The organism is Achromobacter pestifer (assembly GCF_902859625.1).
GTDB lineage: Bacteria > Pseudomonadota > Gammaproteobacteria > Burkholderiales > Burkholderiaceae_B > Achromobacter > Achromobacter pestifer.
Window position 1 is genome coordinate 283,362 of the sequence record NZ_CADIJX010000006.1, and the last position, 15,343, is coordinate 298,704.

Annotated in this window: 17 protein-coding genes; 12 read left to right on the plus strand and 5 right to left on the minus strand. The window is 65.7% G+C overall.

Features of this window, described 5'->3' with window-relative positions; genetic code table 11:
• Positions 1 to 16: 16 nt before the first annotated feature.
• The 3 genes from HV753_RS23160 to HV753_RS23170 are packed head-to-tail and all read right to left on the minus strand — an operon-like array spanning position 17 to position 1,847.
• Entirely contained in the window at positions 17 to 277 is a 261-nt protein-coding gene (locus tag HV753_RS23160; RefSeq protein WP_175176919.1) for a phosphopantetheine-binding protein, read from the minus strand.
• Positions 278 to 282: 5 nt separating this feature from the next.
• On the minus strand, positions 283 to 1,122 hold the full coding sequence (locus HV753_RS23165; RefSeq protein ID WP_175176920.1) for a lysophospholipid acyltransferase family protein: 840 nt from the start codon (positions 1,120 to 1,122) through the stop codon (positions 283 to 285).
• Positions 1,119 to 1,847 carry a beta-ketoacyl synthase chain length factor gene (locus tag HV753_RS23170; RefSeq protein WP_175176921.1) on the minus strand — a complete coding sequence of 243 codons (729 nt, stop codon included), beginning with the start codon at positions 1,845 to 1,847 and terminating at the stop codon, positions 1,119 to 1,121. The genes HV753_RS23165 and HV753_RS23170 overlap by 4 nt, the downstream gene beginning before the upstream one ends.
• A gap of 134 nt (positions 1,848 to 1,981) precedes the next feature.
• On the opposite strand from HV753_RS23170, the gene HV753_RS23175 reads away from it, so the two are divergent.
• From HV753_RS23175 to HV753_RS23205, 7 genes are all read left to right on the plus strand, one after another.
• A complete protein-coding gene (locus HV753_RS23175; protein ID WP_246288364.1) occupies positions 1,982 to 2,638 on the plus strand; it encodes a 4'-phosphopantetheinyl transferase family protein in 657 nt (218 codons plus the stop codon).
• A gap of 88 nt (positions 2,639 to 2,726) precedes the next feature.
• Positions 2,727 to 3,944, plus strand: a complete 1,218-nt coding sequence (hmpA, locus tag HV753_RS23180) for an NO-inducible flavohemoprotein (RefSeq protein WP_175176923.1) — start codon at positions 2,727 to 2,729, stop codon at positions 3,942 to 3,944.
• 58 nt (positions 3,945 to 4,002) lie between these two features.
• The gene (locus HV753_RS23185; RefSeq protein WP_175176924.1) at positions 4,003 to 4,440 is read left to right on the plus strand and encodes an RrF2 family transcriptional regulator; all 438 of its coding nucleotides are present in this window, start codon (positions 4,003 to 4,005) and stop codon (positions 4,438 to 4,440) included.
• Positions 4,441 to 4,545: 105 nt separating this feature from the next.
• The gene (locus HV753_RS23190; RefSeq protein ID WP_175176925.1) at positions 4,546 to 5,793 is read left to right on the plus strand and encodes a D-amino acid dehydrogenase; all 1,248 of its coding nucleotides are present in this window, start codon (positions 4,546 to 4,548) and stop codon (positions 5,791 to 5,793) included.
• Between the two features lie 183 nt (positions 5,794 to 5,976).
• Positions 5,977 to 6,885, plus strand: coding sequence for a DMT family transporter (locus HV753_RS23195; protein ID WP_175176926.1), 909 nt, complete (start codon positions 5,977 to 5,979; stop codon positions 6,883 to 6,885).
• Between the two features lie 79 nt (positions 6,886 to 6,964).
• On the plus strand, positions 6,965 to 7,924 hold the full coding sequence (locus tag HV753_RS23200; RefSeq protein ID WP_175176927.1) for a proline dehydrogenase family protein: 960 nt from the start codon (positions 6,965 to 6,967) through the stop codon (positions 7,922 to 7,924).
• Positions 7,925 to 7,945: 21 nt separating this feature from the next.
• A complete protein-coding gene (locus HV753_RS23205) occupies positions 7,946 to 8,752 on the plus strand; it encodes a helix-turn-helix transcriptional regulator (RefSeq protein WP_175176928.1) in 807 nt (268 codons plus the stop codon).
• Here the strand turns inward: HV753_RS23205 and HV753_RS23210 are convergent.
• Positions 8,722 to 9,366: a flavodoxin family protein gene (locus HV753_RS23210; protein WP_175176929.1), complete on the minus strand. Its 645-nt coding sequence runs from the start codon at positions 9,364 to 9,366 to the stop codon at positions 8,722 to 8,724. The two genes, HV753_RS23205 and HV753_RS23210, sit on opposite strands and share 31 nt — an antisense overlap.
• A gap of 141 nt (positions 9,367 to 9,507) precedes the next feature.
• Between HV753_RS23210 and HV753_RS23215 the strand changes: the two genes are divergently transcribed.
• Positions 9,508 to 10,392: a LysR substrate-binding domain-containing protein gene (locus tag HV753_RS23215; RefSeq protein ID WP_175176930.1), complete on the plus strand. Its 885-nt coding sequence runs from the start codon at positions 9,508 to 9,510 to the stop codon at positions 10,390 to 10,392.
• Here the strand turns inward: HV753_RS23215 and HV753_RS23220 are convergent.
• Positions 10,349 to 11,671 (minus strand): MFS transporter, encoded by a 1,323-nt coding sequence (locus HV753_RS23220; RefSeq protein WP_175176931.1) that lies wholly within the window; start codon positions 11,669 to 11,671, stop codon positions 10,349 to 10,351. The genes HV753_RS23215 and HV753_RS23220 overlap by 44 nt on opposite strands.
• A 108-nt stretch (positions 11,672 to 11,779) precedes the next feature.
• Between HV753_RS23220 and HV753_RS23225 the strand changes: the two genes are divergently transcribed.
• The 4 genes from HV753_RS23225 (at position 11,780) to HV753_RS23240 (ending at position 15,342) form a co-directional block, all read left to right on the plus strand.
• Positions 11,780 to 12,688 (plus strand): LysR substrate-binding domain-containing protein, encoded by a 909-nt coding sequence (locus HV753_RS23225; protein ID WP_175176932.1) that lies wholly within the window; start codon positions 11,780 to 11,782, stop codon positions 12,686 to 12,688.
• Positions 12,689 to 12,702: 14 nt separating this feature from the next.
• The gene (locus HV753_RS23230; RefSeq protein ID WP_425485925.1) at positions 12,703 to 13,590 is read left to right on the plus strand and encodes a LysR family transcriptional regulator; all 888 of its coding nucleotides are present in this window, start codon (positions 12,703 to 12,705) and stop codon (positions 13,588 to 13,590) included.
• A gap of 119 nt (positions 13,591 to 13,709) precedes the next feature.
• Positions 13,710 to 14,339, plus strand: a complete 630-nt coding sequence (locus HV753_RS23235) for a glutathione S-transferase family protein (protein WP_175176934.1) — start codon at positions 13,710 to 13,712, stop codon at positions 14,337 to 14,339.
• Between the two features lie 31 nt (positions 14,340 to 14,370).
• A complete protein-coding gene (locus HV753_RS23240; protein WP_175176935.1) occupies positions 14,371 to 15,342 on the plus strand; it encodes a pyridoxamine 5'-phosphate oxidase family protein in 972 nt (323 codons plus the stop codon).
• Position 15,343: the final 1 nt, after the last annotated feature.

A 15,343-nucleotide genomic window follows, 5' to 3' on the forward strand; every position in this document is an offset into this window, starting at 1 on the left:
TAGGACTCCGTGTGCGTTAAGTGCGCCGTTGCGCGGTGACGAAAGCCGCAAGGCTGGTGATGCTGGTGAAGTGCTCGCGCATGTTGCGCGTTTCGGGATCAATGGTGATGCCGTAGCGCTTTTGCAGGGCAAGGCCCAGTTCCAGCGCATCTACCGAGTCCAGCCCCAGGCCGTCGCCAAAGAGTTGCGCGTCGGACGCGATATCGTCGGGTGTGATGTCTTCCAGCCCCAGCGATTCGATGACGAGCGTTTTGAGCTCAAGTTCCAATTGATTCATCTCGCTTAGACTCCGCTACCACCATCCTGGGTGGCTTGTTCGTTCAGGTGAGCGCCGGCTGGCGCGATGCGCGCCAGCTCGGCTTCGAAATAGGCATGCAGCCAGGCGTTCATTTTGCGTCCGGCGATGGGCAGGGGGTGCGCGCCGCTCCAGCGGGCCGGGTCGATGTCCTCGCCGACCTGGATCACGTAGCGCATGCGGCGGGGGGGAATCCGGTACCAGGGTTCGCCCTTGGTCAGGCTGCGCGGGGTCATCTTGATGACCACGGGTGTCACGACGCGCGCGCCGCGCAGCGCGATTGCGCAGGCGCCGCGATGAAACTGCGGGGGCGCGTCGGGCGGCGTGCGCGTGCCTTCGGGAAAGACGATCAGCGTTTCGCCGTTGCGCAGGACATCGGCGGCGCGGTCGAACATGTCGAAGCTCTCATCATTGGTGATGTAGCCGGCGTTCGCGATGGGGCCGCGCGTGAAAGGATTGGTGGCCAGCCCATGCTTGACGATGCAATTGGCGTTCTTGACGTGGCCCACCAGAAACACGACGTCGAGCAGCGACGGGTGGTTCGCCAAAATCATCTGGCCAGGCTTGCCCAGGCGATCCGCCCCTTTGAATTCCACGGTCAGGATGCCGACGCGGACCATGAACCGGATAAACAGCTGGAAGGTGCGGTTCAGCGCCGAGCGCGCGCGGCGCTGGCGCTCTTGTTTGCCACCGGGCAATAGGCGCTGCGGCGGAAACACCAGAACTCGCAGCAGCAGGCCGCCCAGGCCGAACATCGTGAATGCCATGCCCGTGGCGACCAGGCGCCAAAGCCAGAAGTCCTGGCGGGGTTGCGTGGTGCTTGTCATGCGGCGCGTGTCCAGGTCCAGCGCCGGGCGTGATTCTGGTGCGCCCAGGCGGGGGTTTGCAATGTCAGGTGGCGCAGCAGGCTCAAGGGATTGGGCCAGGCCTGCGCAGCCTGGGGGAATGCGTCGGCGGGACTGGCCGTCATTGCCAACGTCCAGTCCGTTCCCGGACGCAGGTGGAACGCCGTGGCATAGGTGTACGGCACGTCGTCGATCCAGGGGGCGTAGGGGGCAGGCGGGCGCTCTTCCGCCAACACCACCAGGACGTCGTCGTGCCCTTGGTCGAACAGCATTGCGCCTTCGATGAAGGCATGTTCCAGGCCGTCGTCTTCGACGGAGAGGGCGATCGATTCAGCGGTTTCGCGGCGTATGATCGACCACTGCGCGGCGATCGCGTTGTGTACCGACAAGCCGAATGCAGTGGGCGACAGCGGTTCATTGGCCGCCAGGGCTTGCAGCAGGCCGAAGTTACGGGTGGTTTCCCCGTGACGTGATGCAAAAACCAACGGCATGCCGGGGCATTCCGCAGCCAGCGGCCAGGCGCACTCGAACACCGCGCGCGCCAGCGGGCTGAGCCGGCGGCGCTGCATGGGCGGCAGAAAGTCGAGGCAAGGTGCGCGTTGGTCGCCAAGGGGACAGTAAGGTTGTTCGGCCCACCGTAACCAGTCCGCGGGCGTATCGATTCCTTGCGCCCACCCTTGCCATTGCGCGATTGAAAACGTCAACATAGCGCGCGATTCTACTACGCCGGTATAGGTTGATTTTGTTTTTGATAGTTACTTTGTAGCCAAATCGACACTCTGAACGCCGGCTTAATTAAAACAAATTGATACTTTTTGCTGTGGAAATTCAGGAACTAATCATGTATTGGGCGGACAAAAGCGCCGCCGATCATTATCAAGAGAAGGATTTGTCCGCCGAGGACGCTCGCCGGGTGCCCGGGCCGGGTAGCCGTCAGGCAAGAAAGGACGACTGGCAGGTCAGCCGTGCCTTGCTCCACCACGTCAGGCAATCCCCCGGAGCGGAAGGCGTCACCTCGCTCAGCCATAGCGGCGGCCACGCAATCTGCGCCCGAGCGCCGGCTGGCTGGGCAGTGGGCGCTGATCTTGAACGCATGCGTGCACGGGATGAGGCGCGGCTGGCGGAATGGATCTGTTCCCAGGCAGAGCAAGAGGCGCTGTTGGCCTTGGAAGACACGGCACGGCGGCAGCACTTTTATCTGCTTTGGACATTGAAAGAAGCCTTTATCAAGGCGGCTGGATTGGCGTTCCCAGCGGACATGGCCTCCGTTGGCTTGATGCCGGACGCATGCGGCGGATGGCGTCTGAGGGCGCCGCCAGGCAAGTGGCACGCGCGGAGCTGGCGCCTGGGGAAGGAATGGATGGCGTCGGTGGTCTGGTCCGCGCCCGATGCTGAAGTGGAGGGGCCGCCAGTGGGGGAGCCGCAGTGGCGGGCCGCGGCGGATTGCGCATTGCCGCGATTGGCCGTTGCCGGCGATTGGCCGCATTCCGCGTCTTGAATGCGCCAGGTATTTTCCTGCTGCTTTTAAAGATGTATTATAAATGCATCTTTAAAAGCGAGCCTGCTCGCAACCCCAGGAGCACTTGATGTTGACCCCTCAAACCCGCGCGCTGGTCAAAGCCACGGCCCCCGTTCTCAAGACGCACGGCGTGGCGCTGACGCGGCATTTCTATGCGCGCATGTTCGACCACAATCCCGAACTCAAGCACATCTTCAATCAGGCGCATCAGGCTGGCGGCCAGCAGCAGCATGCGCTGGCGGGCGCGGTGACGGCCTATGCGGAACACATCGATGATCCGTCGGTGCTGATGCCGGTAGTGACGCGCATCGTGCACAAGCACGTCAGCCTGGGCATCCGGCCGGAACACTACGCCATCGTGGGCAAGCATCTGCTGGCTTCCATCCGCGAGGTGCTGGGCGAGGCCGCGACGGATGAGCTGATCGACGCCTGGGGCGCGGCCTACGGTCAACTGGCGGATCTGCTGATCGCTGAAGAATCGCGCTTGTATGCGGAGTCCGCCGGAAAGCCGGGGGGCTGGACGGGCTGGCGAGCGTTCCGGGTGGTGGGAAAACAGGCCGAAAGCGCTGAGATCACGTCCTTCTACCTGGCGCCGTCCGATGGCGGCACGGTGCCCGGCTATCAGCCGGGCCAATACGTGTCCGTGCGGGTCTATGTGCCCGAATTGGGGCTGATGCAGCCCCGCCAATACAGCTTGTCGGACGCGCCGGGACATGACCGCCTGCGTATTTCGGTCAAGCGGGAGCCGGCAGGCGTAGAGACGCCGGCGGGCCGCGTGTCCAATGCCCTGCATGATCGTCTGGAAGAGGGCGGGGTGCTGGACGTGGCGCCGCCGCAGGGGGATTTCCACCTGAAGGAAGGCAGCGACGCGCCCGTGGTGTTGTTGAGCGGCGGCGTGGGGCTGACGCCGATGGTGTCGATCCTGAATCATTTGGTCAGCAACAATGACACGCGCCAGATCCGCTTTGTCCATGGCTGTCGCAACCGGTCGGTGCATGCCATGAAAGAGCACGTCAACCGCATTGCCGCCGAACGGGACAATGTGCGCAAGTCCGTGTTCTACGAAGAAATCAGCCATGGCGACGAACCGGGTCGCGACTATGACCATGCCGGCCGCCTGGATCTGCGTGCCATCCGCGACGAAGTTATCGTGCCCGGCGCGGATTACTACCTGTGCGGCCCGGCCCCCTTCATGCTGGCGCAGCGCGAAGCCCTGTTGGCGCTGGGAGTTGGATCCGACCGCATTTACGCTGAAGCCTTTGGCAGCGGCGGTGCGCCGGCCTGAGCGGTGTATCCTGGCGGCCTGACCTGCCTGGGCCGCCCGGCACCCTGCCTTCCATCCTATGCAACTGACCCGATTCACCGACTTCGGCTTGCGCGTGCTGATGTATTTGACGCAATGCCGCGACCGGCCCGCCGCCGTCACCATCCCTGAGATCGCGGGGCGGTTCGACGTGTCCCGCAATCACCTGGTGAAGGTGGTGCACTTCATGGCGCAGCGGGAATGGGTGGTCACGACGCGCGGCAAGGGCGGCGGCCTGAGCCTGGCTCGGGCGGCGTCGGATTACCGGGTGGGGGATCTGATACGCGAATTGGAACAGCAGGGGCCGCTCATCGATTGCCGCGAACCGCCCTGTGCGCTGGACGGCTCCTGCCGCCTGTCGGGCGTGCTGGCGCAAACCCTGAACGCCTTCTACGACGCGCTTAACGGCTACACGCTGGCCGACCTGGTGCGGGACCCGACGGCCGCGGCCATTATCAAACTGCATCGCGCCGCCTGAGCCGGGGCATGACGTTTTGTTATGGATGCTGCGGCATTTGGCATTTGCCGCGCTGGCGCCGCGCGTACCAGAATGGGGGCATGTTCCTTTTTTTGAGTTGCAGGTATGCGCGTGTGCGTAATCGGTGCGGGCGTTGTCGGCGTGACGTCCGCCTATTTCCTGGCGCGGCAGGGTCACGATGTCGTGCTGGTGGACAGCCAGGCGCGTCCGGCCGAGGTATCCAGCTACGCCAATGGCGGCCAACTCAGCTATAGCTACGTGGCGCCGCTGGCCGGCCCGGGCGTGCTGTCCAGCGTGCCCGGCTGGCTGCTGCGCCAGGATTCTCCGCTACGTTTCCGGCCCCGGCTGGATCCGCATCAGTGGCGCTGGTGCCTGCAATTCGCGTTGGCGTGCCGGGCGTCGGTGGCCAAGGCGTCGACCGCCCAATTGCTGGGCCTGTCCTATCTCAGCCGCGATGTCATGCATACCTTGCTGGCGCAGGAGGATCTGGATTTTGGCCATTTGAAGAACGGCAAGCTGATCGCCTACCGCAGCGCGGCGATGCTGGACAAGGCGCGCGCGCAGGTGGCGTACCAGGCGGGGCATGGCGCGCAGCAGCAGGTGCTGGACGCCGCGCAGACATTGGCGATGGAGCCGGCGCTGGCCGCCATGGGCGGCAAGCTGGCCGGCGCCATCTACACCCCCAGCGAAGAGGCGGGAGATTGCCGCCAGTTCACCGAAGCCTTGTTTGACCGCTTGCAGGCGATGGGCAACGTGGAGTGCGCCATGTCGAACCCGGTATCCGGCTTGCAGCGTGAAGGCCGCCGGGTTGTCGCCGTGAATACGCGCGACGGCGATATTGGCGCCGATGCCATCGTGCTGGCCACCGGCATCGGCACACGCGCCTTGCTCAAGCCCCTGGGGCAGGATGTGCCCCTGTATCCGTTGAAAGGCTACAGCCTGAGCGTGCCGCTGTCTGGCGACGATGCCGTCGCGCCGCGCATCAGCGTGACGGACTACGAACGGCGCATCGTCTATGCCCGCGTGGGCGCCGTACTGCGGATTGCGGCCATGGTCGACATCGGCAGCGCCAACGCTGATATCGATACGGCTCGTGTAGCCCTGTTGAAGCGGCAGGTGCATGAGGCCTTTCCATCGCTGGACTTGCGCCAGGCCATCCCCTGGGCCGGCTTGCGGCCCGCCACGCCGACGGGCAAGCCGCTGATCGGGCGCAGCCAGGCGGCGGACAACCTGTGGTTGAACATTGGCCAGGGCGCGCTGGGCTTCACCTTGGCCTGCGGCAGTGCCGCCTTGTTGACGGCACAGATGGCGGGTTTGGAACTGCCGCTGGACCCGGCGCCGTTCCGCCCCTGAGCGTTCTGGCAGTGCTGCCGTGGCAGGAATGGCCAAATGTCCATTTTGCGATAGTCACTGTCTTTTCATCGGGAGACGGGCGAATCCGCGCTCAATAGGATAGCGATCGTCCCCCCGTGCCCGCCGTTTTGACGGCGCGGTTCACGGCGGGATCCGATTCCCTCTCCTGCGAGCGCATTCATCATGTCCTATCTGTTCCCCCTGTTCGCCATTCTGTTCTGGGCGGGCAATGTCATCGTGTCAAAGATGGCCGCCAGCGCCATCTCGCCCACGGCGATCACGTTCTACCGGCTGATCCTGGCGCTGTTCCTGATGGGCCTGTTCACGGCGCGTCCGGTTTGGCGCAACCGCAAGACGATCTTGCGGCACTGGCCCAAGCTGGCGTTGTATGGCGCCTTGTCGTCGGCGGTGTTCCAGGCGCTGTCCTACCGCGCGGCCGAAACCACGACCGCCACCAACATGGCCATCCTGACGGCGCTGATCCCCTTGCTGAGCATGCTGCTCAGTGTTGTCATTCTGCGCGACCCGCTGACCCTTGGCATGGCCGCGGGCGGGGTGATGTCGTTCCTGGGGCTGCTGTACCTGGTGGGGCAGGGCGACATGCTCAGCGTGTTCCAGCACGGCATGCACACGGGTGACGGGTTGATGCTGCTGGCGGCCTTGTCCTATGCGCTGTACGGCGTGTTGCTGCGCCACTGGAAGGTGCCGGTTCCGGCCTGGCAGTCCACGTTCGTGCAGTCGATTTTTGCGTTGTTGTACATGTTGCCCTTGTACCTGCGCGTGCCGGCGGCGCAGGCCTCGCTGGATGTGAACACCATCCCGCTGATTCTCTACGCGGGCATCTTTTCGTCGGTGCTGCTGTCGTACTTGTGGATTGAAGGCGTGCATCGGCTCGGCCCCAACCAGTGCAGTATTTTCATCAACCTGCTGCCCTTGTTCACGGCGTTGGCGGCATTTGTCATGCTGCGCGAGCAGTTGCATGGTTATCACCTGCTGGGCGGTGCCGTGACCTTGGCGGGTGTGCTGTTGGCGCAGACCGTGCAGCGTCCCCTGTTCCGCCGCGCGCCAGCCCAGGCGCTGGGCGCCCGATAGGCACGGCTGGCGGGTTCACGGGCGTTCAAGACACGCAAGCGCCGCCACGCGATAGTGCAGCGCTTTAGCGGGAGCGCTCATGAGCCTATTCCAAAGAACCACCATCGCGCTGGCGCGCAGCCCCACGATGGGCCGCGCGATGCGGGCGCTGGCCGCCCGGTCATCGCTGGCACGTCGTTTTGTCGGCGGCGCGGACGTCGATGCGGCGGTGCAGACCGCCTTAAGGCTGCGCGACGTGCATGGCATCCGGGCGTCGCTCTTCTATCTGGGCGAGTATGTGGCGGACCCCGTTGCCATCGAACACAACGTGGCCCAGGCCATCGATGCCTGCAACGCGCTTGGCAAGGCGGGGCTGGACGCACATGTGTCCGTCGACCCCACCGCCATCGGGTACATGGAGAGCGACGCGCGGGGCGCGGAAAATGCCCGGCGCATTGGCAACGCCTTGCGGCAAGCCGCGGGTGGCGGGCGCGACTGGATGGTCCTGGACATGGAAGACTCAGGCATTCGCGACCGCACCTGCGCGCTGCATCGGGACTTGCTGGAGGCGGGTCTGCCCGCAGGCCTGACCTTGCAGGCGCGGCGGCGGCGCACACCGGAAGATCTGGTCTGGGCGATTCAGCAGCGAACCTCGTTGCGGCTGGTGAAAGGGGCGTTCCCGGAACGGGCGCTTGACCACGCGGGCCGCGAACGCATTGATCAGGCCTATCTGGATGCGGCGTCCATCATGCTGTCGCGCGAGGCGCAAGAGTCCGGTTTCTACCCGGTCTTTGGCACGCACGATGACCGTCTGGCCGGCGCGATCATGGCACTGGCGCGCGCGCGCGGCTGGTCGCCGGACGCCTTTGAATTCGAGATGCTCTACGGCGTGCGCCCGGATTGGCAGTTGGCCCTGCGCGGCTTGGGCTATAACGTCAGGGTTTATCTTCCCTTCGGGGGCGACTGGTGGCCTTACGCCATCCGCCGGGTGGGGGAAAATCCTCGTAATGCGTGGCTGCTGGCCCGTTCCCTGACCTCGGACGGGCGTTATTTCAGCTAAGCGCACGCGCTTGAAGGCTTCATGGCGGGTTCTCAACACATCTGGCATTGCGGCGCCGGCCTGCCCGGCGACGTGCTGATCGCGGAGTTGCGCGCGTATCGCTACGCGCCGCATTTCCACGACGCCTGGTCCATCGGTGCGATCGAACATGGCTGCTGCACGTTCACCGTCCATGGTGAGGCCCACGCGGCCAGCGCGGGCGATCTGGTTGTGATCGCGCCTGGACAAGTGCACACCGGCGGCACGTCCGCCGCGCCGCTGGCCTATCGCATGGCGTACATCGACGCCCAGTGGTTCGACGACCACGCGCACGCCTTGTTTGCCGGTGGAGCGCGATTGCCTGGGGCGGTCATCACGGCGCCCAGCCTTTGCGCGCAATGGTTGGCCGCGCTGACCCCGGATCCGATGCCTGACCCTGTGCGCCGCGAACGCCTTTCCGCCGCCTTGTTCGGCCTGCTGGCCGCGCATGCCGACGCGCCGGAACCGGCGTTGGCGGATGCGTCCGACGTCTGCGCCTTGCTGCGCGAGCGCATGGCGGCAGACCCGTCATGCGCGCTGGATTTGGAGGCGCTGGCGCAATCGCAGGGCCGCCATCGCACGACGCTGGTCAAGCAGTTTGCCCGCCGCTATGGCTTGCCGCCCCAAGCCTGGCTGCGCAATTGGCGGGTGGCGCGCGCCCGGACGCTGCTGCGTGGCGGGTTGCCACTGGCGCAGGCTGCCCACGCGGTGGGATTTGCGGATCAGGCTCATCTGACCCGCGTCTTCAAGCAGGTTTACGGCAGCACGCCGGGCGTGCTTCAACGGGCAGGCGCATCCCACACGTTGTGAGCGCGGGGCGTTTCCACTCGGTAGTCCGAGTATTTCCGCGTGAAGAAGGCGCCGCCCAACCGTTCCGCCGCCAGCAGGGGCTGGCTGGGATCCGCCGCGACTTCCCCGCGCTTATTGCCCGCCCCATGCACATAGCCGACAAAGTCGGAATGTGTGTAGCGCGCGTATTCCTGCACCTGATGCACGATGCCCAGCGCCGCGCCAGGATAGGTTTCCTCGGACGCGACCGTCAGGCCCAGCCGTTTGCCGGTCATCGCAGCCTTGACCCGTTCCGGTTCAGGGCCCGATCCGGCGTAGTGGCTGAAAGAACGGTCGAAGAATGCCTTGGTCTGCGCCGACATCCCATACCAATAGATCGGCGTGCAGATCAGGACGCCATCGGCGGGCAGGAAATGCTCCAGGAACAATTCACCGTAGCGGTCGGTGGGCGCGGACCCATGCCGCAGATCGGGCAGGAAGCCCTGGATGTAATCGTCCAGGAACAGCAGGGCGGTGGAGGCGCCTGCGTCGTGGGCGCCGCGTTGCGCGGCCGCCGCCAGCGCGGCGCTGTTGCCGTCGCGCCGGGGGCTGCCCACCAGAATCAGCAAGTTTTTTTGGTGATGAGTTGAATTCATGTTTTGTTCCATGGTTCTTGATCGCTACGCATGACACGGGTTCCGCCATGCTTGGTATCCAATGTAGGGAGATGGGGACCAGGCGACAAATGAAGATTCCTTGTTTAAGATGAATTCATTTCATGTGAATGGTGAAGCCTCATGTTTGCCTCGCTTCCCGTCACGGCGTTGCGCGCGTTTGAAGCCGCAGCCCGGTTGCGCAGTTTCAAACTGGCCGCCGCCGAGCTCGCCGTGACACCCACTGCGGTATCGCATCAGATCAAGACGTTGGAACGTCAGGCGGGGTTCGCGCTGTTTGATCGTGTGCCGCGCGGCGTGCGGTTGACCGACAAAGGCGCGCGCCTGTTTGTCAGCGTGCATGGCGCGTTGCTGGACGTTGCCCAGACCTTGGACGCCTTGCGGCCAGCGCCGGCATCGGGGGCGCTGACGGTATCCACCACGCATTCCTTCGCGGCGCTCTGGCTGGTGCCCAGGCTGGGCCGTTTTTACGAGGCCTACCCGCAATATCAGCTGCGCCTGAACGCCAGTGCCGATGCCATTGATCTGTTGCAGGATGCCAGCGTGGATGTGGCGATTCGGTACAGCCTGCATGCCTATCCCGCTTTGCACACCGCCTGCAAGCTGCCCGAATGGTTTGGCGTGTACGGTGCGCCCTCGATGATTGCGCGGGCGGGAAAACATGCGCCGGCGCTGGTGACGGTGCGTTGGCGCGATTCCCAGCTGTATGAGCAGGGCTGGCAGGCGTGGTGCGTAGCGGCGCGGTTGCCAGCGTGGCGCAAGCCCGCCGCCGTGCATGCCTACACGGAAGAGCACTACGCGCTACAGGCCGCCATTGCCGGCCAGGGCCTGGTGCTGGCCAGTTCCGTCATGGTGTCGGACAGCGTGGCCGCGGGCACGCTGGCGGCCTATCGGCCCAACGTGCGGGTGGCTGGGTCGGCCTATGCCGCGTTGTGTGCGCCGGGCCGCGAACGCCATCCGCCGGTCAGGGCATTTCTGGACTGGCTCGGCCGGGAGTTCCAGGCGTAGTGCTGATGCCATGCCAGTCCGTCCGAAGGGCCAAGGGTCCAGGCAGCAGAGGCAGCGCCACCAGCATGCACAGGCCGGCGAGCACCCAGGTCAATGGCCAAGAGCCTGCCGCGACCACATGCGGGATGGCCAGCGGGGTCAGGAACAAGCCCAGGTAGACGCAGCTGTTGGCCATGCCCAGCGCCGTGCCCGCGCGCGACGCCCCGGCCAAGGTCGCCAGTTCGGTGTAGGCCACGCCATGCCATGCGGACGCGCAGATGCCCGCCGCCGCCAGCAGACCGCCCGTGGCCAGCACCGCGCCTGGGGTAGCCGGTGCGTCACTGACCACCCAGCCCACCGTGCCCAGTGTTGCGAACAATAGAAAACTCAGCCACGCGCAGCGGCGTAGAAAAGAGCGCCGGTTGCCGTGACGATCCGTCCATCGGCCACTTGCGATCCGTGCCACCATGGCGCCCAGTTGCACTGCGACCATCACGCCGGTCAGGGTGCCGATGCCGGCCTGGCTGAAGTCGTGCAGGAAGACGGTGGCGAACGTCAGCACCGCGAATTGCGGGCAGCACATGATGCCGATGGCCAGCGCAGCCCGCCAGGCACGGGCATCCCGTAACGGCGAGGCCCCCGCGTGGCCAGGGTTCGACGGCGCGCAGCGGACATGCGGGGGTTCCCGCAACCAGCATGCGGCAAGGGCGACGGCCATCCCGCATAGCAGGCTCAGCACGCCAAAGACCGCTCCGAACCCCGCGTGCGCCGCCAGCCATGGCAGCAGCAGGGCGCCCGCGCCACCGCCCAGCGGCACGGCGGTTTGCCGGATGCTCATCGCCAGGCCGCGCTCGCCTTCGTCGAACCAGGCCATGACCGCCCGGCCGCTGGCGCCGTTGACGCTTCCGCCCAGGATGCCGACCAGGATCAGGCCCAGCGCCAGCAGTCCCAGGCTGGGTGTGGCGCCGGACGTGGGCACCGCGAAAGCGCTCATCCAGGCCAGCGCCGCCGCCGTGGTGCCCAGGCCGGTCAGGAGCACCGGGCGGTCGCCCCAGCGATCCGTCAACATGCCCCAGGGCAATTCAAACAGCGCCACGCCCAACCCCATCAGCCCCAGCGCCAGGCCCAATTGGTCATTGTTCAACTGATAGCCTGAACGCATGAACACGGCGGTGGTGGGCAGGCCTGCCGCCGCGGCAGAGAACGCGGCATTGGCGGCCACACCCACCGTCAGCACTTTCCAACGATGGGTCGGGCGTTCGGCAAACGCAGGCGTCGCCAGGGTGGGAGATAGGGACATGCTGGGCTCCGGAGGTCATCAAGAAAAGTCCAAGCCAGTCTGCGCTTCTGCTATCGTTCTGAAAATCAGGAAATTTTGGTTTAACTGTTTTGAATATCAGGACTGTTCATGCGACCGGTCACCTTTGACCTTGATGTGCTGCGCAGCTTCGTTGCCGGGGTCGACCTGGGCAGCTTCGGGCGTGCCGCGGATCGTCTTGGCCGGTCCACCTCCGCCGTCAGCGCTCAGCTGAAAAAGCTGGAGGAGCAGGCCGGTGTGCCGCTGCTACGCAAGGAAGGACGCGGCCTGGCGCTGACCGATGCTGGCGAGACCATGCTGGCTTACGCGCGCCGGCTGCTGGAGTTGAACGATCAGGCCTCGCGTGCGGTGCGTGGCGTTGAACTTCAGGGGCAGGTGCGCCTGGGATTGCAGGAAGACTTTGGCGAAATGCTGCTGCCGCAGGTGTTGGGGCAGTTTTCGCGGGCGCATCCCAAGGTCAGAATCGAGGCGCGCGTCGCACGCAACGCGGATCTGCTGGAGCGCATTGCGGTGGGGCAGTTGGATCTGGCGCTGGCCTGGGACCACGATGTGCGCTTGCCGCTTGGCCAGCGCCTGCTGGAACTGCCGATGTGCTGGATCGGCCCGGCGCAGCCCCCGCCGTCCGTGTTCAATGACGACGGCGAGGTGCCGCTGGTGGGATTCGAGGCGCCTTGCCTGTTCCGGGGGTGTGCGACGGAAGCGCTGGACCGTGCGAATTTGCCTTGGCGGATTGCCTTCACCAGCCCCAGCCTGGCAGGGTTGTGGGCCGCGGTATCCGCTGGCTTGGGACTGACGGTGCGCACGTCGTTGGCGCTGCCCGCCGCCGTGCGTGCGTTGGCGCCGGGAGAGCAGGGCTTGCCCGACCTGCCATCGATTTCGCTTTCCTTGTACCGCGCCCAGGCCCAGCCGGATGCCGCTGTCGCCGCCTTGGCCGATATCGTGCGGCAGTGCATTCACGACAGTGCCGCCGGACGCTTGGGTTGGAGATCCGCGCCGTGAATCGATTCCATGAAATGGCCGTGTTCCTGGCCGTGGCCGAAACCCAGGGCTTTGCCGCCGCTGCCCGGCGGCTGGAGATGTCCGCGCCCACGGTGACGCGCAGCGTCGCGGCGCTGGAGCGCCGCTTGGGCGCCTTGCTGCTGGTTCGCACGACCCGTAGCTTGAGGTTGACCGAAGCCGGCGAGCGCTACGCCGCCGATTGCCGCCGCATTCTGGAAGACGTGGAACAGGCCGACGATGCCGCCGCCGGCGTGATGGCCGCGCCGCGCGGCGCGCTCAGCATCACGGCACCTGCGTTTTTTGGTGAATTGCACGTGATGCCGGTCGTACTGGGCTACCTGCGCGCGCATCGCGACGTGTCGGTGCGCACCTTGCTGGTGGATCGCGTCGTGAACCTGCTGGACGAAGGCGTGGACGTGGCCGTGCGCATTGGCGCCTTGCCGGATTCGACGCTGACGGCGGTTCCCGTGGGGCAGGTGCGCCGCGTGGTCTGCGCCACGCCCGGCTTTCTGCGCCAGCATGGGGAACCCAAGGATCTGGACGCGCTGCCGGGCTTTTGCACGATCACCGCAGCCATGGAGGGGCGCGGCGCGCAATGGCGTTTTCAGCAAGACGGCCAGCCCAGGCGGCTGAACGTGCAATCGCAGCTGACCGTGACGTCATTCCAGGCCGCGGTGCTGGCGGCTTGCGAGGGCTGGGGGCTGACGCAGGTCGTGTCCTATCAGGTGGCCCGGCATCTGGCCAGCGGCGCCTTGCAGGTTGTGCTGCGTGACTTTGAACTGCCTCCGTTGCCGGTGCACGTGGTGTATCCCGAGGGCCGCCGCAGTTCGGCCAAGGTACGCAGCTTCGTCGAATTCTGCGTTGAAGCGCTGCGCCGCGACCTGGCTACGCTGCCGGGCTGATCCGGCGTTTTGCCGGGGTTTCTTTCACGGCGCGCAAGAGTGTCTTGCCGGCGGTGGCGGTTCTCGTTCGGCGCGGATCGGACCAAGATGGAGGCCTGTTCATCCCCTTGGGAACTCGCATGACCACCGCCGCTTTGACCTTCTACAGCTTCCCCCTGTCCGGCCACGCGCATCGCGTCGCGCTGATGCTGTCCCTTCTGGATGTGGCGCACCGCCGCGTTGACGTGGATCTGCGCCAGGCGGAGCAGAAGCGTCCCGAATTTCTGGCAATGAACGTGTTCGGCCAGGTGCCCGTCATCGATGACGACGGCGTGGTGGTGGCGGATTCCAATGCCATCCTCGTCTATCTGGCCAAACGCTATGGGGGCGGGGCCTGGTTGCCCGAGGATCCGGTGGGCGCAGCGCGCGTGCAACGCTGGTTGTCGGTGGCGGCGGGCCCGTTGGCAAATGGCCCGGCGGCGGCCAGGCTGGTGACGGTGTTCGGAGCCTCCTATGACGTGAACGCCACGTTGGCGCGCGCCCATGGTTTGCTGGGTGTGATGGACAGTGAATTGGGTCAGCGGGATTTCCTGGCGGATAGCGCGCCGACGATCGCCGACATTGCCTGCTACGCCTACGTGGCCCATGCGCCCGAAGGCAATGTGTCCTTGGCGGATTACCCGCATGTCCGCGCCTGGCTGGCGCGCATTGAAAGCCTGCCGCGCTTTGTGCCCATGGCCAGCACCCCCGCGGGGTTGCTGGCCGCTTGAACGCCGATGCCGTGCCGGCAAGGAGTGCATCATGAATCCATTCGATCCCGTCACCAGCAAACCGCCCTGGCATGCCGGCGAACGGCTGTTGCAGACGCACGTTGGCATGGCGGAGCGCATGGCGCAGATTGGCCCCAAGGTCATGCGGGATTACATGCCGGACCAGCACCGCGAGTTCTTCGCCCAGCTGCCTTTCCTGGTGATGGGGACGGTGGACGGCCAAGGCGATCCGTGGGCGGGCGTGCTGGAAGGGCTGCCGGGGTTCGCCATGTCGCCAGACCCGCATACCTTGCGCGTGGCGGCCATGCCGGACGCCGATGATCCGCTGCGCGCCGGGCTGGGCCCGGACCAGGCCGTGGGACTGCTGGGAATCGAACTGCACACGCGGCGCCGCAACCGCATGAACGGCCGGATCGCGGCGTGGGATGGCAAGCGCTTTGACGTCGCCGTGGCGCAATCCTTTGGCAATTGCCCGCAGTACATCCAGACGCGCGATTTCCATTTTTCACGCTCGCCTTCTTTGCGTTTTGCCGCTGCGCCGCGTGAACGCGACGGGTTGGACGACGCCGCGCGCGCCTTGATCGCGGCGTCCGACACCTTTTTCGTTGCGAGTTACGTGGACGGCGACGAGCGCGGCGGCCGTGCGGTGGACGTGTCCCATCGCGGGGGCAGGCCGGGGTTCGTGCGCGTGGACGACAATGTGCTGACCATCCCCGATTTCTCGGGCAATCGCTTCTTCAATACCCTGGGCAATCTCGTGGCCAATCCGCGTGCCGGCTTGGTCTTCATCGATTTTGCCCGGGGCGATGTCTTGCAACTGTCGGGACGGGCACAAGTGCTTCTGGATAGCCCGGAGATCGACACGTTCGCGGGGGCGGAACGCCTGTGGCGCGTCGAGGTGCAGCGCGTCGTCTGGCGGCCGGGCGCGTTGGCGCTGCGTTGGCAGTTTGAGGCGTACTCGCCCACGTCGCTGGCGACGGGGCAGTGGCCCGCGGCCGCCTAGG